15 protein-coding genes are annotated in these 19,078 nt (G+C 63.1%); 6 read left to right on the forward strand and 9 right to left on the reverse strand.

Going from position 1 to position 19,078, the window contains the following annotated elements:
• Nucleotides 1-315: 315 nt before the first annotated feature.
• From G572_RS0113195 to G572_RS0113205, 3 genes are all read left to right on the forward strand, one after another.
• Nucleotides 316-744 carry a hypothetical protein gene (locus G572_RS0113195; RefSeq protein WP_029058884.1) on the forward strand — a complete coding sequence of 143 codons (429 nt, stop codon included), beginning with the start codon at nucleotides 316-318 and terminating at the stop codon, nucleotides 742-744.
• Between the two features lie 3 nt (nucleotides 745-747).
• The gene (locus G572_RS26270) at nucleotides 748-909 is read left to right on the forward strand and encodes a hypothetical protein (protein ID WP_156884604.1); all 162 of its coding nucleotides are present in this window, start codon (nucleotides 748-750) and stop codon (nucleotides 907-909) included.
• A gap of 185 nt (nucleotides 910-1,094) precedes the next feature.
• Nucleotides 1,095-2,393 (forward strand): MFS transporter, encoded by a 1,299-nt coding sequence (locus G572_RS0113205; RefSeq protein WP_208979111.1) that lies wholly within the window; start codon nucleotides 1,095-1,097, stop codon nucleotides 2,391-2,393.
• A gap of 34 nt (nucleotides 2,394-2,427) precedes the next feature.
• Here the strand turns inward: G572_RS0113205 and G572_RS0113210 are convergent, their stop codons facing one another.
• The 3 genes from G572_RS0113210 to G572_RS26550 all read right to left on the reverse strand — a co-directional run bounded on the left by G572_RS0113210 (nucleotide 2,428) and on the right by G572_RS26550 (nucleotide 4,002).
• A complete protein-coding gene (locus tag G572_RS0113210) occupies nucleotides 2,428-2,748 on the reverse strand; it encodes a 2Fe-2S iron-sulfur cluster-binding protein (protein WP_029058886.1) in 321 nt (106 codons plus the stop codon).
• Nucleotides 2,749-2,862: 114 nt separating this feature from the next.
• On the reverse strand, nucleotides 2,863-3,213 hold the full coding sequence (locus G572_RS0113215) for an Hpt domain-containing protein (protein ID WP_156884606.1): 351 nt from the start codon (nucleotides 3,211-3,213) through the stop codon (nucleotides 2,863-2,865).
• 270 nt (nucleotides 3,214-3,483) lie between these two features.
• A complete protein-coding gene (locus tag G572_RS26550; RefSeq protein WP_208979112.1) occupies nucleotides 3,484-4,002 on the reverse strand; it encodes a hypothetical protein in 519 nt (172 codons plus the stop codon).
• Between the two features lie 38 nt (nucleotides 4,003-4,040).
• On the opposite strand from G572_RS26550, the gene G572_RS0113225 reads away from it, so the two are divergent.
• The gene (locus G572_RS0113225; protein ID WP_029058889.1) at nucleotides 4,041-9,599 is read left to right on the forward strand and encodes an apolipoprotein A-IV repeat region-like domain-containing protein; all 5,559 of its coding nucleotides are present in this window, start codon (nucleotides 4,041-4,043) and stop codon (nucleotides 9,597-9,599) included.
• 135 nt (nucleotides 9,600-9,734) lie between these two features.
• Here the strand turns inward: G572_RS0113225 and G572_RS26275 are convergent, their stop codons facing one another.
• The 6 genes from G572_RS26275 to G572_RS0113260 form a co-directional block, all read right to left on the reverse strand.
• Nucleotides 9,735-10,880 carry a hypothetical protein gene (locus tag G572_RS26275; protein WP_156884608.1) on the reverse strand — a complete coding sequence of 382 codons (1,146 nt, stop codon included), beginning with the start codon at nucleotides 10,878-10,880 and terminating at the stop codon, nucleotides 9,735-9,737.
• A complete protein-coding gene (locus G572_RS0113240; RefSeq protein WP_051242349.1) occupies nucleotides 10,880-12,046 on the reverse strand; it encodes a hypothetical protein in 1,167 nt (388 codons plus the stop codon). The genes G572_RS26275 and G572_RS0113240 overlap by 1 nt, the downstream gene beginning before the upstream one ends.
• 412 nt (nucleotides 12,047-12,458) lie before the next feature.
• The gene (locus G572_RS0113245) at nucleotides 12,459-13,061 is read right to left on the reverse strand and encodes an ABC-type transport auxiliary lipoprotein family protein (RefSeq protein ID WP_029058892.1); all 603 of its coding nucleotides are present in this window, start codon (nucleotides 13,059-13,061) and stop codon (nucleotides 12,459-12,461) included.
• Nucleotides 13,062-13,179: 118 nt separating this feature from the next.
• The gene (locus G572_RS0113250) at nucleotides 13,180-14,829 is read right to left on the reverse strand and encodes an MlaD family protein (protein ID WP_029058893.1); all 1,650 of its coding nucleotides are present in this window, start codon (nucleotides 14,827-14,829) and stop codon (nucleotides 13,180-13,182) included.
• Between the two features lie 33 nt (nucleotides 14,830-14,862).
• Nucleotides 14,863-15,693, reverse strand: coding sequence for an ABC transporter ATP-binding protein (locus G572_RS0113255; protein WP_084650124.1), 831 nt, complete (start codon nucleotides 15,691-15,693; stop codon nucleotides 14,863-14,865).
• Nucleotides 15,694-16,839 (reverse strand): ABC transporter permease, encoded by a 1,146-nt coding sequence (locus G572_RS0113260; RefSeq protein WP_029058895.1) that lies wholly within the window; start codon nucleotides 16,837-16,839, stop codon nucleotides 15,694-15,696.
• A 228-nt stretch (nucleotides 16,840-17,067) separates the two neighbouring features.
• Between G572_RS0113260 and dgcN the strand changes: the two genes are divergently transcribed.
• Together dgcN and dgcA are read left to right on the forward strand one after the other, a co-directional pair.
• Nucleotides 17,068-18,081 (forward strand): N-acetyltransferase DgcN, encoded by a 1,014-nt coding sequence (gene dgcN / locus G572_RS0113265; RefSeq protein ID WP_029058896.1) that lies wholly within the window; start codon nucleotides 17,068-17,070, stop codon nucleotides 18,079-18,081.
• On the forward strand, nucleotides 18,078-19,061 hold the full coding sequence (dgcA, locus tag G572_RS0113270) for an N-acetyl-D-Glu racemase DgcA (RefSeq protein ID WP_029058897.1): 984 nt from the start codon (nucleotides 18,078-18,080) through the stop codon (nucleotides 19,059-19,061). The genes dgcN and dgcA overlap by 4 nt, the downstream gene beginning before the upstream one ends.
• Nucleotides 19,062-19,078: the final 17 nt, after the last annotated feature.

Raw genomic sequence — 19,078 nt, forward strand, 5'->3', positions numbered from 1 at the left:
CGGCTGGTGAGGTTCGGCAGCAGCGTCACCGGCTTCAGCTATCGCTCGGGGACCAGTTTCGATACCGGCGGGAAAAGCGACGACGATCTCGCCGTCGTCAGCCCGCATCTTTACGAGGCGGCCTTGACGGTAGGCGCACAGCCGCGCAGCGGGAGGCCGTACGGAACCAATTGAACCGGGGTCGGATGTTGCCAAAACACTCGAGCTTGACCTTATGCTGGCCACTCTTGGTGGAATAGGCGGTCGCAAGGTGTCCATCATGATCTACCGGGACTGGAACTTCCTCGCCACGCGCGGCCCCTACAGGATCCTCCCATGAAAAAGCGCTTTCGAGCCTACGCCATCTATCAGACCGGGACCACCGATCAGGAAGAGATCGTCGATCTGATCGAACGCGAAACCGGCATCGCATTCGAGGAAGACAGCGACGTCGAATATGGGGACTATTGGAGCTATCCCCCGCCCAGGGTTCACGGAATCCGCATAGATGTCATCGACAACGTCCTCTACGACGACGACAACGACAACGACAGCTATTCGCCGCGTTACCCAGACTCTTCCATGGACACGGTGCTCGTCGACATCGGCGTGGAAGACATCAACCATCCGGTCTTCCGCTTCCTTCTGTCTCGTCCGGACATATTCCAACCGGTCGAGACAGTCTCCATATTTACAGACATTGAGGGGAAGAGCGTGGAAATCTGGGAAGGCTACCCGCCGATCCCGATGGAATACTTGGACTAATCATTGATCCTTGCCCCGCCGGGCCATGCCGATGCACGGCTGGTGATGTTCGGCAGCAGCGTCACCGGCTTCAGCTATCGCTCGGGGACCGGTTTCAATCCGGGCGGAAAAAGCGACGACGATCTCGCCGTCGTCAGCCATGGAGCCGTCGCTTCACCGACATAATTTGACAAAATAGCGATAACACGCATCGCTCGAGCCGCGATAGACAAGAGCAACACGGCCCGTCGCCGCGTCCTCTCCGGCACCGCCCGGACGCGGTCCGCACGCGGCGAGCCCACCTTGCCTTTTTTCAACGCCCGCCTTGCCTTTTTCAACGCCCACCTTGCCTTTTCCAACGGATGAGACCGATGTCAGACCGCTCCGCCCCCGCCGCTCCCTCTCCGGTTCCCGCCGCCGCCGCGCGGGAGGCCGGCGCGGGTCTCCCGGGATCGCCGCCGTCCACGGGCGTTCCCACCGGCACCGGCTGGCGCTCGCCGCTGATGCTCTTGATGATCATGGCCGCCGCCATGCAGCTTTCCTTCGCTGCCTGGTGGAACCTGATGAACAATTTCGCGGTGCACGAGCTGGATTTCACCGGCCGCGAGATCGGCATCCAGCAGTCGATCCGCGAGATCCCCGGCTTCCTCGCCTTCACCGCAATCTACTTGCTGCTGGTGATGCGCGAACAGACGCTCGCCTATGTCTCGCTGGCGCTGCTTGGCGTCGGCGTCGCGGCAACCGGCTATTTTCCGACCGCCTGGGGTTTTTACCTGACCACCCTGGTGATGTCGGTCGGCTTTCACTATTACGAGACGATGAACCAGTCGCTGTCGCTGCAGTGGCTGCCCAAGGACAAGGCCGCCGCGGGGATGGGCAAGATCATCGCGGTCGGCGCCTTCGCCCAGCTGGTCGCCTACGGCCTCATCTTTGTCGCCTGGAAGACGTTCCAGCTCAGCTTCTCCACCGTCTTCCTCTTCGCCGGGCTGCTGACGCTCGCCGTGGTCGGCTTTCTCGTCGTCGCCTTTCCCCAGTTTCGCGAGGGCGTGCCGCAGCGCAAGTCGCTGGTCCTGCGCAAGCGCTACTGGCTCTACTACGCGCTGACCTTCATGGGCGGCGCGCGACGGCAGATCTTCACCGTTTTCGCCGGCTTCCTGATGGTCGAGCGCTTCGGCTACGACGTGCACGAGGTCGCGGGGCTGTTCTTGCTCAACGGCGCAATCAACATGGTGCTCGCGCCCAAGATCGGCTCGTGGATCGGCAAGGTCGGAGAGCGGACGGCGCTGACATTGGAATACATCGGGCTGATCGGCGTCTTCGTGACCTATGCCTTCGTCACCAACGCGACGCTGGCGGGCGCGCTCTATGTGATCGACCACGCCTTCTTCGCCATCGCCATCGCGATGAAGACCTACTTCCAGAAGATCGCCGATCCGGCCGACATCGCGCCGACAGCGGGCGTCGCCTTCACCATCAACCACATCGCGGCGGTGGTTATACCGGTGATTTTCGGCCTCGTGTGGCTGGTCTCGCCGGCGGCCGTCTTCCTGATCGGCGCGGCCATGGCCTTCGTCAGCCTGCTGCTGGCACGCATGGTGCCGCGCGATCCGGACGACGGACACGAGGTGGAGCCGTTGTTTTCACGCGCAGCACCGGCGCCGGCCGAATGACCGCCCGGCGCGCCGCATCGCGATAACGGGGTCGTCAGGCCTGGCGTTCGGGGACGCGCACCACGAGACCGTCGAGCGCATCGCTGACCTTGATCTGGCAGGACAACCGCGAGGTCGGCTGGACGTCATAGGCAAAGTCCAGCATGTCCTCTTCCATCGGCTCCGGCGAGCCGGTCTTTTCGGCCCAGGACGGATCGACATAGACGTGGCAGGTGGCGCAGGCGCAGGCCCCACCGCATTCCGCCTCGATCCCGGGAACCATGTTCTTGATGGCGTTTTCCATCACCGTGGAGCCGACAGGGGCCTCCACCACAGTCTCGGCGCCGTCGGAGGTGATGTAGGTGATCTTGGGCATGGGCGAACGGTCTCGGCATGAATGAGAAAGGATGCGGTTCGATCCCGACATAACCGTTCATCGCCAAAGGTCAAGCGCTGCGCGCCCGAAGCATCCGCCGTGACGCAGGGCGCGTCAGCCTTCCAGCAGACCGTCGATGTAAAAGCCCGCTTCCTCGATCGCGGCGCGCAAGGGCGCAAGATCGGGCGTCTTGCCGTCGATCAACGCGCGCTCGGCCGCATCCGCCCGATCCGCCACCTTCCACGCACCGACCCCTTTCGCCGATCCGTTGACGATGTGCACATTCTCCCGCAGCACCGCCGGATCGGTGACCGTCTTGATCCGCTGCATGGCGATCTCGGCCTGGCGGGCGAAGAGGCGAAGCACCTCGCGCTCCAGATCGCGGTTGCCGAGGGTGTGACGGCGGAGATGGACCAGATCGACCGGTCCCGTCCCGGCCGCTTCCTTCGTTTCGCTCGTGGCCATTGCCTGCATCATCGCCGCTGCCCTTCCGTGCGTTTCCAGCGCCCGCGTGCCGATGAAATGCAACGCGGTGTCAAGTGCAAGCCTCGGCAAAAATGACGAAAATCGGGTTAAATCGGCGTCCCGCCGGCCACGGCCGTCCAACAAAGTGAATCTTTGGTTAACGCGCGTTGACGAATTGTCTCGATCCGCCGTGAACCGGTCCGGTGGTCACGGTCCGGCGGCCCAGGGCAGACCCCGCTCCCGCCTCCGCCAGGCGGGCACGGCAGGCGCCTAGGAGGGCCGAACAGACACCACCGCGCGCCCCGCATCCGTCAGCCGGCAAACGAGCCAGTCAGGCTTGATTGGGTTGGAAAACCAAGGCTCTGCCCAGCCTGCGGCCATGCAGGCACGGATCGTCTTTTCCGAAATCCGGCGTCCGTCGGCATCGAACAGCGGCAGTTTGCCACCGGCCTGCGACAGGCCGCGCGCGAGCCACGCCGCCTGTGCCCGTGTCGGCTTTTTGATCGCGCCATGACCTGCAACCCGTCGCTTCGACGACGCGCGGACAGCCTCTTTCCTCCCCTCGTTCATGCCACCCATCTCCTTGTCATGACTCTGCAAATTCTTGTTCCAGGGCGTGGATTGTGTCATTAGCTTTGGTGGTGCGGCAAGTTCGGGCGAGTTGCGTTCCAAGGTCAGAGGCCGACCTTCAACGCTTCCAAGGTCACGCCCGACGATTTTCGATTTCGGCAGGAATGCCGAAACCGTGGTGCCGTGCAAGGTCTCGCGGCGCCAGAAGCGCCGTGTCACCCGATGTGTAACGAGTACGGACGCGAGGCGAGTTCAAGATGGCAAATCCCCCGAAGGCGAAAGATCCCGCCGAAGCTGCCCTTTCGGCAGTCGAGGAGGCGCTGAAAATCGATTTCGGCGACGACACCCAACAGCAGGCCGCCACCGCGTCGGCGGGCAGCGATGCGAGCGCGCGCCCGGCGGACAGCAGCGCCACGGAAAGCGGGCCGCTCCCGGCCAAACCGGAATCGAACCGCTCCGGCAACCGCCGCGGACGCGGCGGCGGGCGACCGACATCGGCGGCCAACGACGACCGTCGCTCCATCGGCAACCTGATCTACGCCCTGCAGCGCCGTCCGACCTCGGCGCCTTTCTGGTTTTCCCTCGCGCTCAGCATTCTCTGGATTGCCGGCGGCTGGTGGCTCGCGTCCTCCGCCTTTTCCGCCGAAGTCGCGGCGGTCGGCTCCGCCAACGACATCATGGCCTCGCCTTCGCTCATCCTGATCGCCGTTGCGGTCGTCGTGCCGGTGCTCTTCTTCTGGGCCATGGCGCTGATGATCTTCCGTGCCCAGGAAATGCGCATCGTCGCGCGCGGCATGACCGAAGTCGCGCTGCGGCTGGCCGAGCCGGAGGATGTCGCCAAGGAATCCATTCTCAGCGTCGGCCAGGCGATCCGTCGCGAAGTCGCCGCCATGGGCGACGGGATCGAGCGCGCGATTGCCCGCGCCAGCGAGCTGGAGGTTCTCGTACACAACGAGGTGTCCTCGCTCGAACGCTCCTACAATGACAATGAACTCAAGATCCGTTCGCTGATCGACGAACTGGTGACCCAGCGCGAAGCCGTGGTTTCCAACGCCGATCGCGTCCGCGATTCCATCACCGGCGCGCATGAAAGCCTCGCAGCGCAGCTGGATGCCACGTCCGACAAGATCAGCTCCATCGCCGACACGGCCACCGAACGCCTGACCGGCGCCATCGACTCGCGCGTCGGCGAACTGACCGCCACCGTCGACGGACGCGTGCGCGAAATCACCGACACGTTCAACACCGCCGGCGGCCAGCTGATCGACAATCTCGCCTCCCACGGCGAAACCTACGTCGAGCGCCTGACGGGCACCGGCCACGACCTCGTCGAGAACATGTCGCGCACCGGCTCGGAATTCGCCGAAACGCTGCAAAGCCGCGGCACGGAGATCAACGACCGCTTCTCCTCCACCGCGACCGAGTTCGTCGACACGCTCACCACACGCGGCGCTGAGATCAACGACCGCCTCGAGCAGACCTCGACCTCGCTGTTCACCACGCTCACCGAACGCGGCGACCAGATCAACGAGACGCTCGCCACCACCGGCACCTCCATCGTCGACACGCTGTCGCTGCGCGGCTCGGAAATCACCGAGGCGCTCACCACGACCGGCCAGAGCGTCGGCGAGACCATCACCAGCCGCGGCGAGGAGATCACCGCCAGCCTGTCGCTCACCAGCGGCAAGCTGATCGACACGATCACCACCCGCACCGAGGACCTGCTGTCGACCCTCGACACCCGCGTCACCGGCCTCGACACCTCGCTCGCCGCAACCGGCGACCGGGTCGTGGAAAGCATTTCGCTGCGCGGTCAGGAAGTGACCGACACCATTTCCGTCAAGGGCGCGGAAATCGTCGAGACGCTGTCCTCGCGCACCGAGGAAGTGGCGGAAATCCTGCGCGGCACCGGCGAGAGCATCGTGGTCGACCTGTCGCTGCGTGGCGGCGAAATCGCCTCCAAGCTGGACGAAACCGCCGGCAGCCTGTCGGAGACGATCACCGTGCGCGGCACGGAACTGGCCGACCGGCTCGGCTCCGTCGGCGACAAGATCCACGAGGCGATCTCGGTCAACGGCGAAGCGCTCGACGAGCGCCTCGAGCAGCGCAGCAAGGAAATCGCGACGATCATCGACAACCAGACGAACGCCTTCCGCGTTTCGCTGGAAGATGCCTCCAGCGCGCTCACCACGTCGCTGTCGTCCCAGACGTCCGATTTTGCCCGCACGCTGTCGGAGACCGGCACCGAGCTTGCCCACCTCATCGGCTCGCGCGGCGAACGCGTCGCCGGCGACCTGAACGCAATCGGCGACCGGCTGGACGCCACGCTTGCCGAGCGCGGCGGCACCCTGCAACTCAGCCTGAGCGGCCACCTGGAGCAGATGGAACACCTCATCGGCGAACGCGGCGACGCGCTTGTCGCCTCCGTCGACAGTCGTTCGCGCGAGCTTGGCGAGACCCTCGACGGGCGCATCGAATCGCTCAACTCGACGCTCGACCTGCACTCCTCCACGCTTACCGAGACGCTGGACCAGCGCATCGACGGCTTCGGCAAGACGCTCGACCTGCGCTCCTCCACGCTTGCCGAGACGCTGGACCAGCGCATCGACGGCTTCGACAAAACGCTCGACGGCGGCATCGGCAAGCTCGCGGTCACGCTGGAAAACCGCACGGAGCAGTTCGAAAAGACGCTTTCGGAACGCACCGTCGCGCTCTCCGACGTGCTGGAGAACCGCTCCGAGGCGATCACCATCCAGCTGTCCAACAAGGTCGACGAAGTCGGCGCCTCGCTGAGCGCGCGCGCCGAGGAAATCGGCACCAACCTGTCCGACCGCTCCGCAGCCATCGGGGAGACCATCGAGCGTCACCTCGTCAGCTTCGAGGCCTCCATCGGCGAAAAGGTCGAACTGGCCGCGGTTTCCATGTCGGAAAAGGCGGAGCATCTGGCCGAAACCATGTCGACCGGCACGGACCGCATCGACCAGGCACTGGACGCGCGTGCCCGCCAGATCAGCGAGACACTGGTCGCACGGACCCGCGAGATCGCCGCCGCCTTCGTCGACGGCCAGACCGAAATGTCGAATTCGCTCGACCAGCGCCTGACCGATGCCGGCCAGGTGCTGTCACGCCAGAGCCAGGACCTGACCGACACGCTGTCCGACCGCATCGCGGAGATCAACGTGTCGCTCGGCTCCAAGGTGTTCGAGGTCGCGGAAACCCTCGACAACCGCTCGGCCGAATTGGAACGCATCCTCGCCGACCGTCTGGCGGCCATTTCCGGCACGCTGACGAGCGAGAGCGAACGCGCACGCCTCACCCTGTCGGAGGTTCTCACCGAGGCCGGCGGCACGGTGGAGCGTCTGACCGGCGTGCTGACCGGCGAGAGCGGCAAGCTCAAGGAGACCGTCGAGGTCACGCTGGATGAAGCCACCCGCAAGCTCGAGGGCGAAGGCGCACGCCTGCGCCAGATCGTGCTCGGCTCGGTCGGCGAGGCGCGCGGCGCCATGCAGAGCGAGAGCGAAAAGGCGGCGGACGCCATCGTCCAGGCCCTCAACAACGCCTCCGGCGCCATGTCGGGCGAAAGCGAGAAGATCCGCGATCTTCTGTTCGCCGCGATCAGCGAGGCCGCCCACAGCCTTGCCGCCGAAAGCGAGAAGGCCCGGGCCATGTTCGTCGGCACGCTGACCGACATGAACGGCTCGCTCGGGACCGAGAGCGAAAAGGCGCGCGAGGAGATCACCCGCACGGTTCAGGAAGTCTCCGGCACGCTCAACGCGGAAAGCGAGCAGGCCCGCATGGTGCTTGCCCGCACCATCGAGGAAATCCGCAACACCGTGGCCGGCGAGGCCGATGGCGTGCGCTCGCAGGTCGCCAATGCGGTGCGCGCGGCAGCCGACCTCCTGTCGGAACGCGGCAACGCGGTCGCCGACGATCTGGTGGCGCGTGCCGAAGCGCTCAATGCAGCGCTCGAGGAACGCTCCGGCACGCTTGCCGGTCTCGTCAGCACCGACGGCAACGCGCTTGTCGAGGCCATCGAGCAGCGCGCCAACGACCTCACCGGTCGTGTCTCGGAGGTGCATGACGCAATCCTCGAGGCGATCACCGTCAAGGGCAAGGACGTCACCGACACCTTCGCCCGCACCGGACTGGACGCCACCCGCAAGCTGGTGGAAGCCGGCGACGATCTGGTCTCCAGGCTCGACGAGCGCAGCGCGTCGGCGGCGGAGATCCTCACCCATACCAAGTCGCAGCTGGAAAGCGACATCACCGGCCTGCTGGATCGTCTCAACCAGTCGAACACCATGCTGAGCGATGTGCTCGCCAACGCCGACGACAACCTCGGCAAGGTGGAAACCTCGCTGTCGCGCAGTGCGGGCGAGTTCCGCACGGCCATCGACCGGGCGGTGACGGAGACGACCAGCTCGACCTCCACGCTCACCGAACAGACCGGCGTGCTGCAAAAGGTCTCCGACACGGTCCTGTCCGACCTGTCGAGCCTTGCCGGGCGTCTGGAAGAGCATGGTCGCCATCTCACCGATGCCGCCAAGCATCTGGAAGAAGTCGACCGCTCCGTGGAAAGCCGCGTCGGCGAGCGCAAGACCGCCATCGAGGATGTCGCCGACACGCTTCTGGCAAAGACGGAAGCCGTCGACAGCCTGATGCGCGGCTTCTCCAAGCAGCTCGAGGAGATGCTGGAAAACGCCGACGGCAAGAGCCGCGACGTGACCCGCCAGCTGACCTCGGCCGCGGAAGCCGCAACGGCGGCCGTCACCGAGCAGTTCGAATCCATGCGCATGTCGGCCGGTCTCGAGGGCCAGAAGGCCCGCGAGGCGGTCCGTGCCGCGCAGGACGATGTGGTCGCGGAAATGTCGAGCACCCTGTCGGAAGCCTCCGAACGCTTCACCGAGGCAACCACACGCATGCGCGACGTCGCCCGCGACGTCCACCGCGAGCTGGAGAAGACCCGCACGGAGCTCAAGCGCGGCATTCTCGATCTGCCGGAAGAGGCGGAACAGTCCACCTCGGCCCTGCGCAAGGTGGTGAGCGAGCAGGTGCGCGCGCTGTCCGAACTCTCGGAGATCGTCGCCCGCCAGTCGAACGCGCTCGACACCTCGCGTGCCGGGGACCGCACGGTCGCGGCCGGAGCAACCGGTGGAACGGGCGGCGCAACGCTTGCCTCCGTGGCCCGCCAGCCGGCCGAGCCGGCACCGCGTTCGGCCCCGCAGCCGGCGCCGCAGCAACCCGCCGCGCAGCAGCCGGCGCCCCAACAGCAGCGCGGAGAGTTGCGCGGCGAATTGCGCCGCAAGACGCTGAGCGACTTCGAGCCGCAGACGCCGAACAAGGGCGGCGACACCCGCAGCCCCCTGCCCTCCGCCCCGCAGGGCAAGGGCTGGGTCTCAGACCTGCTGCGTCGCGCCTCGCAGGACGAGGACACCGACAGCCAGGACGACGAGGCGGCGCGCTCGCCGCTGCAGATGGTGGAATCGCTCAACTCGCTGTCGATCGACATTGCGCGCGCCATCGACCACGAGACCTTCATCGACCTGTGGGACCGCTACAAGCGCGGCGAACGGCATGTCTTCACCCGCCGTCTCTACACGCTTCAGGGTCAGCAGACCTTCGACGAGATCCGGCAGAAATACGCCCGCGACGGCGAGTTCCGCGCCGCCGTGGACCGTTATCTGACCGACTTCGAGCAGCTTCTGGCCCAGGTGTCGCGCAACGACCGCGACAACATCATGAGCCAGACGTATCTCACGTCGGACACCGGCAAGGTCTACACGATGCTCGCCCACGCCAGCGGCCGTCTGGACTGATCCGCCTCACAAGGGCGACGCACCGAAACGAAAGAAGGCGCGGCTTCCGAAAGGGGCCGCGCTTTTTTTATTGGTGGTAGAGATTGGGGGAAGACAGACTGTGGGCAGCTAAGGGTTGGAGCCAGCCCTTCGCTGTCATGAAGCTGACGCTGCTTCAGGCTGCCAAATGTCCTTCAAGGCCTGCGATGAGAATACTTGCGAGCAAAACTCGAGCAAGAGAGGCTCCGCAAAGCACCTGACGAAATCAGCCTCCGACTCGGTCAATATGAACTCCCCAATTCTACTATGCGCGATGGAACATCTAACCCTGTATATCCAATACGCTGAGAGCTTCGAAATGAAAGACTTATAGTCCTCCTGTGATTTTAAAGTATTATTTACCTTCAAATCGTGTTCGTTAAAATGCCCCGCACCCAAGCTGTTTATTACGCTCGACCACCGCGGAGGATTTGAGGAAGGTGGAATTGGATTGCCGTCTTTAGAATGCTCATCAAAAATGGTCTTTGCCAGCCCCTCATACCCAGAGACTAGCGTGAGCTTTTCAGCCAGGCGCTCGTGGTCGTAGATGAAATCGTACGATATAGAGACTAGTCGATGAACTTCCTTGGTCCCATGAGCTGATAGAATTACGGATAGGTCGCGAATGTCCGCGTTCAGTTTCTTGATCTTGAGAACCGTGATTGTATCGAAGAGGAGCTCAACGCATTGATATAGGCGCAAGAACCTCTCAAACGGATTCTGGGCGAATGTGTATCTTGCGAAAGCTTCGGAGTGATGCTCGGATGGGATCAAAATCCTAGAGCTTGCGATTATACTCTCAAACGCAATACTCACATTTGAAGGCTTCACATAGTGGCTAAAGCCGCCCCAAATGTCAGAAGTCGCTCTAAGTTCCTGGTCGTATTCAGCCGGCGGAACATCTGTCGTTACAAGATAGTCACTTGAAAATGTATACCCAGGCTCTCCAAATTCTTGTTGTGGAACATCAGCCAAATACGCTAAAAATTCTGTGGAAGATAGAGAGTAAAAATTTTCGACAACTTTCCCCTTGAGCAAAAGAAGCTGCCCCAAATCTCGAGAATCTTCATGACGCACGTCCACATTCGTCACGCTTCTGTCGCGCATTGAAGAAATTGCGCGCACCGGAAACACCCCGGAGCTTGCAATTTCTAAATAATTTTCGTGATCTACAACTTCCTTAGGATCGAAATCTTCCTGAGTGCCAAAGATTTCATTAAACTCATCCGACAGGAAGACATCCTCTAGCTCTTGCGCGTCCATTAATCAGCGGCCAAATTCCAAGCGGCAGACAATTGAATATCGCCCTCAGCCCTGAAAACCTCCTTCAGCCCATTTGCTAAAAGCCTACGAGTGTAAGTTCCAACATTGACCTTCCGAGCGCTCTTGCCCATTCGAATTGCGTCCAGAGCTTCGAGCTGGAGGGGATCAGTGCCCGGTTCTGAGTTCGACAATTTCCTGACTAATTCCTGCAAGGCCACCTTTGTTCGCCGACTCTTTTCGGCACTTACTTCGACGCTTCCGTTTCCAGCATATTGAGTGATGGATGCGAAGAACGATATACAAGTGTTTTCGCTCGTTAGCCAATGCGGTGAGCGAAGATTAGACTTTTCTTCTTCGTCATCGTCGCCCCCACCGGCGACTCCTGAATAAACCCTAAACACCTGCTCATCGAGCTCAGCATAGATCTTAAAGTAATCGATGAATTCTGAGAATTGCTCCCGTATACTCTCTTCACCCATGTCGAGCGCGCTATCAACCTGTAGTTTTTGAGAAATAAGGTTATCTTTATTCAACTCTGTCGTGCCAGAAACAAATGCCTGGTATCCGGATATGATCACCTGCAGAGGATAAATCCTCGACTTCCGTCTCCGTCTTTGATCCTTCTCGGTTACAAGACTGACGTTTCCAATTTCCTCTTCAATAGCACTATGCAGAGAAGCGAATAGGAGCTCAATCTGATGCCTTGCAGACATAGGTTTCTGCCCTGCATTCAGAACAATAATTCTATATACTAGCTTTTCTAAGTCGCTCTCTATCCATATTTCCAACAAAAGCTCTTGACCTTCTAGGAACTCAAAATTTTCCTTTTTCAAGTCATCGAGAATATAGGTTCGCTGCAATCCATCCAGAATATTACAACGCCCCGCCTTCGAAAGAAAATCAGTCAACTCTTCTATATTCTCAAGAACCCTTTCAGCATTCGAAACGTATTCCGGTTTTAGAGCTAGCGTTATCGTTGGCAACGAGGCGCCAAGGCGAATATCGTCCTTTAGTCTACCATACGCCTTATGCGTCTCGCGCTTTCTCTGAATTGCAAAACTTCCATAGTCGCTTCCGACAATATCTAGGTACTCGTTTGGCGTCACTTGCGCGTAGACGATTTTTGTGTCCGAGCGGAGGTCTTTGCCGTGACCGATGATCTTCATTCTGGTTCCCAAAATTTCGAGCGTAGAACGGTTAAAGCGATAAAGTTCTTGTGACGCTATGCCTGGCAGATCGATGTAACCAAGCTACCCTTGCTCTTCACTTAAGCGCAAGCAGCATCCTGGACACCATCTCCATAGCTCTCTCTGAAGCCATTTTACGATAGGCTCAGCAATGCTAGAAAAGTTAAAGTAGCCTCGGCTGGTTTTTCGAGGTCCGTTTGCAGTGAATCTCGATGATTCGCGCTACACACTGCAGAAGTCAGCACCCAACTTATCTTTTCCGGCGACACAGAGCGGTGTCTTGATTACCTCATCCGCAGTGCGTTCATTAGTTTTCTTGAAAAATTGCAACGGTCGCGAGCGCGACCAGATACGAGTGCGCCATGCACCCTCCTCCGTCACCAGCCCCCCCTCAAACGTTCCCGAGCACCCAGGCGGACATTTCGCGCAGGACCGCGTCGGCGGCGGCATTCATCGCGGAGACGGCGTCGCGCACGCTTGTGCTCTTGGCGGGCGCCTCGGCGCGGAAGATGCGGCTGGCGCGGGTGCGGCCGTTGCGGTCGTTGACGAGGCGCGCCATGATTTCGACCACGGCGCGGTCGCGGCCGTCGACGCGCAGCTCGAAGGCGCGCAGGTCGGTCTGGAGCTGGTAGTCGATCAAGAGCCCCTCGCCCGGCAGGCCGACGCCGCGCAGGCCGCGGGTGTTTTCCAGCGCGCGGACCATCTTGGCCTGCACCACCTTGGGCAGCGTGTCCGTCCAGGCGGCCTTGGGGAAGTACGTGTAGACCGGGCCGTCGTCGACGACGGCGATATTGGCGGTGTCGAGCGCCTGCAGCGCGCGCGGCTCCGGCACCAGCACCTGTCGCGCGCCGGAGCGGGAGCGGGTCTGCGTCTCCAGGTCGGTCGGTGCGCTCAGCCCGTAATAGGCCTCCGGCGTGTTGTTGGCCGCACAGCCGCCGAGCGAAATCAGCAGGGCCATGCCGACGATGGCGGCCGAGATCCTTGCGAAACTCATCGTAGCTTGCGCCCCCGTGGCGTTGCATATGCGTTTTTCGGTTTCACCGTAACGGCTGACGCGACATCTGTCGCCCATGCGCCCGCCGTCACTGTCGGCACTCGTCCGTCCGCGCGGCTCATCGGCGCTTTGCTCCGTCGAAGGTCGGTGTGTCCGACCCGCCAAAGATCACCCGCTGCGGATTGCTGTTGAGACTGCTTGCCGCGCGCTGGATCTCCAGCAAAGTACGGTTGAGCTGCGCCATGGCGGCGGAGAAATCGGCCGAGCCGCGCACGGTGAATTTTTCAAGTCCGGTGGTGATCGGCCCGACGCGCTCGGCGAGCGTATCCGCCACCTTGCGAATGGCGCTGGCGGCCTTGGTGGCTTCCGTGATCAGCCCCTCGCCGTCGGCATCGACCATCGCCTCGACCTTGGCGACCAGGCCTTGCACGCGCGTACCTGTCGCGTTCAGCGTGGCCGCAAGCTCCTCGGCGTCGGAAATGATGCGGTCGATGTCCGGTCCCCGGCCCTTCAGGCTGTCGGAGAATTCGGTGACATTGTCGACGGCCGTCCCGGCCTGGTCGATGGCGCGGGTGATCGTGTCGGTGCGCCCGGCAAGCCCCGACGTCACGCGATCCACCGACGCGATCACGTTTTCCACCCGCAGCGGATCGACCGCCGTCAGGATGCCGTTGACGTGCTCGACAGTGCCGATCAGCTTGTCGGAGATCTTGCGCGCGTCTGCGATGACAGCGCGGATGTCGCTCTCGCGATCGACCGCGATGGCGGTCACCGCCTCGATGTTTTCCATGGTCTGGCTGGAAGACACCACGAGCCGGTCGATGTCGTCGGAACGATCCTCAAGCACCTTGGAGAAGGCGGCGACATTGTCGACGATCTCGGCAATCGCCTCGGGACGGATCGCGGTAACGACCTTGTCGAACTCCGAGAGGCTTTCGTTCAGCCCGACGGTGAACGTCGCCAGATCGCTGGCCGCCTTTTCCGCATCGGCGATCAGCTTTGTCAGACCGTCCGCCGCCCCGGCCACCTTGGCCGTGATCTGGGAGGCATTGTCGACGATCTGCGTGACCTTTTCCGGCGGGATGGCCTGAACGACCTCGGTGGCGCTGTCGACGAGCCCCTCCAGCCGTCCGGAGAGCTGTTGCAGTGCCTCGCCGGTGCTGGCGACGCTCGACATGAAGGTGTCGACGCCATCCGCGTTCTTGGCAAGCGCTTCGGAAAACACCCGCGCGTTGGAAATGATGTCGCTGATGTCGTCGCGGTTGTCCTCCACGACGCGCTCGACGGCGGCAAGCGTGGTGTCGGCGCGCGAGAGAATGTCGCGCGCGCCCTCGACGATATCCTCGAAGGCGGAGCGCTCGGCATGGATCACCGGCGGTTTTTCGGCATCCGGATCCAGCAGCAGCGGCGATGTCGGCGACCCGCCGGACAGCTCGACATAGGCAATGCCCGAAAGCGTCTGGAACCCGAGCGTCGCCTTGACATCGGCGCGCAGCGGCGTGGTCGGATTGACCCGGATGGTGGCAATCACCACCGAGGGGTCCTTGGGATCGAACCCGAGCGAGCCGACATCGCCGACCTTGATGCCGTTGAAATTGACCGATCCGCCCACGGACAGGCCCGTCACCGCACCGTTGAAGATGACCTTGACGGGAAGCGCGCGCGGTCCCTCCGACCGGCTGCCAAGCCAGTAGATAAAGGCAAAGCCGATGAACATCGTGACGAACACGAAGGCGCCGATCGCCACATAGTTCGCGCGGGTTTCCATTCCTACCTCAAGTCCTCAGTCCAGCCCGCCCGGTCAGACGCGTCGCAACGCCCGAACGCCATTGAAATATTCCTGCACCCAGTCGTTGTCGAAGCGCATCAGCTCCTCGATCGGGCCCGCGGTCAGCACCCGCTTTTCCCCTAATACCGCGACGCGGTCGCAAATGGAATGCAGGCTGTCCAGATCGTGGGTCACCATATAGACCGTCAGCCCCAGCGTCTCCCTCAGTTTAAGCACCAGGTCGTCGAAGGCGGCCGCGCCGATGGGATCGAGCCCGGAGGTCGGTTCGTCCAGAAAGACGAGGTCGGGATCGAGCGCCAGCGCCCGCGCCAGGCTGGCGCGCTTGATCATCCCGCCCGACAGTTCCGAGGGAAACTTGTCGGCGGCCGAGCGCGGCAGGCCGACCATCTCTATCTTCAAAAGCGCCAGTTCGTCCATCAGCCGGTCGGACATGCGCATGTGCTCGAGCATCGGCACCTGGATGTTCTGCCGGACCGTCAGCGAGGAAAACAGCGCGCCTTGCTGAAACAGCACGCCCCAGCGGCGCTCCACGGCGTGGCGCTGCGCGTCCGAGGCCGTCTCCAGATTGGTGCCGAACACCTCGATCTCGCCGGCACGGCGCGGCGTAAGCCCCAGAATCGCGCGCATCAGGACGGACTTGCCGGTGCCGGACCCGCCGACGAAGCCGAGGATCTCGCGCCGGTAGACGTCGAGGTCGAGATCCTGGAGCACGATGGTGGAACCGAAGCCAACGGTCACGCCCCGCGCATGCAGGATCACCTCGTCGCTCGGCTTGGACAAGGCCGACACCTCGGCGGCGTCGCGGTCCGTATCGTATTCGGTGGGCGGAGCGGCGTCAGACATTCAGATCCCGATCGAGGAAAAGAAGATGGCGAACAGGCCGTCGACGACGATCACCATGAAGATCGCCTTCACGACGGACAAGGTGGTGTGCTTGCCGAGCGACTCGGCCGAACCGCCGACCTTCATTCCCTCCACGGAGGCGACGAGACCGATGATCAGCGCCATGAAGGGCGCCTTGACCAGCCCCACCATCAACGTGTCGATCGTGACGGCGACCTGCATCAGGTCGAGAAAGACGCGCGGCGCCATGTCGAGATAGAACCAGCTGACGAGGCCCGCACCGAACAGCGCGGCGATGTTGGACAGAAACGTCAGCACCGGCATCGCGAGGATAAGCGCCAGGAGGCGTGGCAGAATCAGGACTTCGGTGACCCTGAGGCCGATGACATGCAGCGCGTCGATTTCCTCGCGCATCTTCATCGAGCCGATTTCGGCGGTAAAGGCGGACCCGGAGCGGCCCGCGACCATGATCGCGGTCAGGATGACGCCGAGCTCGCGCAACACCAGAACGCCGGCAAGGTCCACAACATAGACCTCCGCGCCGAACTGGCGAAGATAGAACCCGCCCTGCTGCGAGATGATCGCGCCGATCAGGAAACTCATCATCAGGATGATGGGAACCGCACCGATGCAGGTGCGGTCGAACTGGTTGGCGATGGACGGCAACCGCAGCGACCGCGGCCGAAGAAAAACACCGGACAACACGCTGACCAGCGACCCGACGATATGCAGAACCGAACGCACGTCGTTGCCGATTTCCACGACCTCGCGTCCGGTGGTCTCCAGGATCCTGACCAGGGAGGCCGGGCGCCGCTCGGGCTTCCAGGGCGGCGGATGGTGCTTTTCGACCTCGCCGAGCAGAACACGATGGGAGGGGCGGAGGTTTTCAAGATCGACGCGCACGCCCCGATAATCGAGATCGCCCCGAAACCTGTGCAGGAGCCAGGCACCGGCGGTGTCGAGCGTGGTGATCTGCGAGAAATCGATCACCGGCCGCACTCCGTCGGGAAGCTTCAGCTCGGCGAGTTGCGCCTCCATTGCGGCGCTCTCGTGGATCGTCCACGCGCCGGCGGGAACGATCCGGCAGAGGTCGTCCGTCTCCTCGACGGTGAGCGTCGGCATGTCCTTGACCGGGTGAATCGTCATACGCGCTTCGTCGCTTCCCCTGCACCCGGCGCCGTCTCGCTGACACACCGGCGACACCCCCTTGCCGAGCGTCCCATGCGCCACGTATACCTTGCGGCCAACGTCAGCGTCCAGATCGGCTTGTGGAGACTGGCACGGACAGGGCATTCGGCATCCCCTTGTTGCGTCGAAGCCTCATTCTTCCCCGCGCAACCCACGCCGCATTGTCTTCGACACAGGAGCACTTTCATGGAAATCGCCCATCCCTATCTGCTGTTTCTCGGCGATGTGCCCGATGCGCTGGCCGCCAAGACCGGCCTGGGCATCGTCGACTGGCGCCGCGACTGGTGCATCGGCCAGCATCGGCTCGAGGGCTGCGCCGCCGACGCCGGCCTGACCGACATGACGCCGGAAGAAGCCGCCGGTGCCGGTGCCCGCACGATGGTCATCGGCGCGGTCAATGCCGGCGGTGTGCTTCCCGACCACTGGGTCGCCTCCATCGTCGCGGCACTGGATGCGGGCATGGACGTCGCCAGCGGCCTGCACATGCGCCTGGCCGACGTTCCGGAAATCCGCGACGCGGCGGCCCGCACCGGCCGTCATCTGCGCGACGTGCGCCATTCGGAAATCCGTTTCGACACCGGCAAGGGGACGAAGCGCACCGGCAAGCGCCTGCTCGCCGTCGGCACCGACTGTTCGGTCGGCAAGAAATACGCGGCCCTTGCGCTGGAACATGCCATGCGCGAGCGCGGCCATGACGCCGACTTCCGCGCCACCGGCCAGACCGGCATCTTCATTTCCGGGCGCGGCGTGTCGCTCGACGCGGTCGTCGCCGACTTCATCTCGGGTGCTGCGGAATGGATCTCGCCGGCCGCCGAACCCGACCACTGGGACGTGATCGAGGGGCAGGGCTCGCTGTTTCATCCCTCTTTCGCCGGCGTGACGCTCGGCCTGCTGCACGGCTCGCAGCCGGATGCCTTCGTGGTCTGTCACGAACCGACCCGCACCACGATGCGGGGCGTCGACACACCGCTGCCGACGATTCGCCAGGTCATCGACATGACGGTTGCCTGCGGTCAGCTGACCAACCCGGAAATCCGCTGCGTCGGGATCTGCGTCAACACCGCGGCCCTGTCCGAGGAAGACGCGAAGAAATGCCTGGCCGAAATCGCGGCCGACTACGACCTGCCGGCAACGGATCCGGTGCGTTTCGGCTGCGAGAGCATCGTCGTGCGGCTGGAAAGCGAGTTCGGCGCGCCATGACGATTGCACTTGACGTCCAGACCGACAGCTGGCCGATCGCCGGCGGTTTCACAATCGCGCGCGGCAGCCGCACCCATGCCCATGTGGTGACCGTCACGCTTGCCGAAGGGCCGAATGTGGGCCGGGGCGAATGCGTGCCTTACGCCCGCTACGGCGAAAGCGTCGAGGGCGTCATGGCGGACATCGCCAGGATGGGGCCGGAGATCGAGCGCGGCCTGACGCGCGAGGGCCTGCAGCAGGCGATGCCCGCCGGGGCCGCGCGCAATGCGCTCGATTGCGCCTTCTGGGATCTCGAAGCCAAACGCTCCGGCATCTCCGCGTTTGCCTGTGCGGGTATCGACGCTCCCCGCGACATGCTGACAGCCTTCACCATCAGCCTCGGAACGCCGGACAAGATGGCCGCCGACACGGCAAAGGCGAAAGAGCGCCCGCTGCTCAAGGTCAAGCTTGGCGGCGAAGGCGATCCCGCGCGCATCGCGGCGGTGCGCGCCGCCGCCCCCGAGGCGCGGCTGATCGTCGATGCGAACGAAGCCTGGAGCGCGGAGACCTTTGCCGAAAACATGGCCGCCTGCGCGGCCGCCGGCGTGGAGCTGATCGAACAGCCGCTTCCCTCGGACAGCGACGGCAGTCTGGCAACCCTGAAGCGACCGATCCCGGTGTGTGCGGACGAAAGCCTGCACACCAGTGCGGACCTGGAGCGACTGGCACCGCTCTACGACGCGGTCAACATCAAGCTCGACAAGACCGGCGGTGTCACGGAAGCGCTTGTCCTGCTGGAGAAAGCCCGCGCCATGGACTTCAAGGTCATGGTGGGCTGCATGCTGGGCACATCGCTTGCGATGGCCCCGGCAACGCTTCCCGCGCAACAGGCCGATTATGTCGACCTCGACGCGCCGCTCTTGCTCGAGCGCGACCGAAAGCCCGGGCTGGTGTTTTCCGGCAGCCTGATCTCCCCCCCGGTCCCCGACCTATGGGGCTGATCCCGCCGACAGGCGGG

It is taken from the genome of Stappia stellulata DSM 5886, assembly GCF_000423705.1.
In the GTDB taxonomy this organism is placed as follows: Bacteria; Pseudomonadota; Alphaproteobacteria; order Rhizobiales; family Stappiaceae; genus Stappia; species Stappia stellulata.

Coding starts and splice junctions, on each gene's coding strand:
- G572_RS0113195 (WP_029058884.1), top strand. CDS start 316: ATGAAAAAGCGCTTTCGAGCCTACGCCATCTATCAGACCGGGACCACC.
- G572_RS0113205 (WP_208979111.1), top strand. CDS start 1,095: ATGTCAGACCGCTCCGCCCCCGCCGCTCCCTCTCCGGTTCCCGCCGCC.
- G572_RS0113210 (WP_029058886.1), bottom strand. CDS start 2,748: ATGCCCAAGATCACCTACATCACCTCCGACGGCGCCGAGACTGTGGTG.
- G572_RS0113215 (WP_156884606.1), bottom strand. CDS start 3,213: ATGGCCACGAGCGAAACGAAGGAAGCGGCCGGGACGGGACCGGTCGAT.
- G572_RS0113225 (WP_029058889.1), top strand. CDS start 4,041: ATGGCAAATCCCCCGAAGGCGAAAGATCCCGCCGAAGCTGCCCTTTCG.
- G572_RS26275 (WP_156884608.1), bottom strand. CDS start 10,880: ATGGACGCGCAAGAGCTAGAGGATGTCTTCCTGTCGGATGAGTTTAAT.
- G572_RS0113240 (WP_051242349.1), bottom strand. CDS start 12,046: ATGAAGATCATCGGTCACGGCAAAGACCTCCGCTCGGACACAAAAATC.
- G572_RS0113245 (WP_029058892.1), bottom strand. CDS start 13,061: ATGAGTTTCGCAAGGATCTCGGCCGCCATCGTCGGCATGGCCCTGCTG.
- G572_RS0113250 (WP_029058893.1), bottom strand. CDS start 14,829: ATGGAAACCCGCGCGAACTATGTGGCGATCGGCGCCTTCGTGTTCGTC.
- G572_RS0113255 (WP_084650124.1), bottom strand. CDS start 15,693: ATGTCTGACGCCGCTCCGCCCACCGAATACGATACGGACCGCGACGCC.
- G572_RS0113260 (WP_029058895.1), bottom strand. CDS start 16,839: ATGACGATTCACCCGGTCAAGGACATGCCGACGCTCACCGTCGAGGAG.
- dgcN (WP_029058896.1), top strand. CDS start 17,068: ATGGAAATCGCCCATCCCTATCTGCTGTTTCTCGGCGATGTGCCCGAT.
- dgcA (WP_029058897.1), top strand. CDS start 18,078: ATGACGATTGCACTTGACGTCCAGACCGACAGCTGGCCGATCGCCGGC.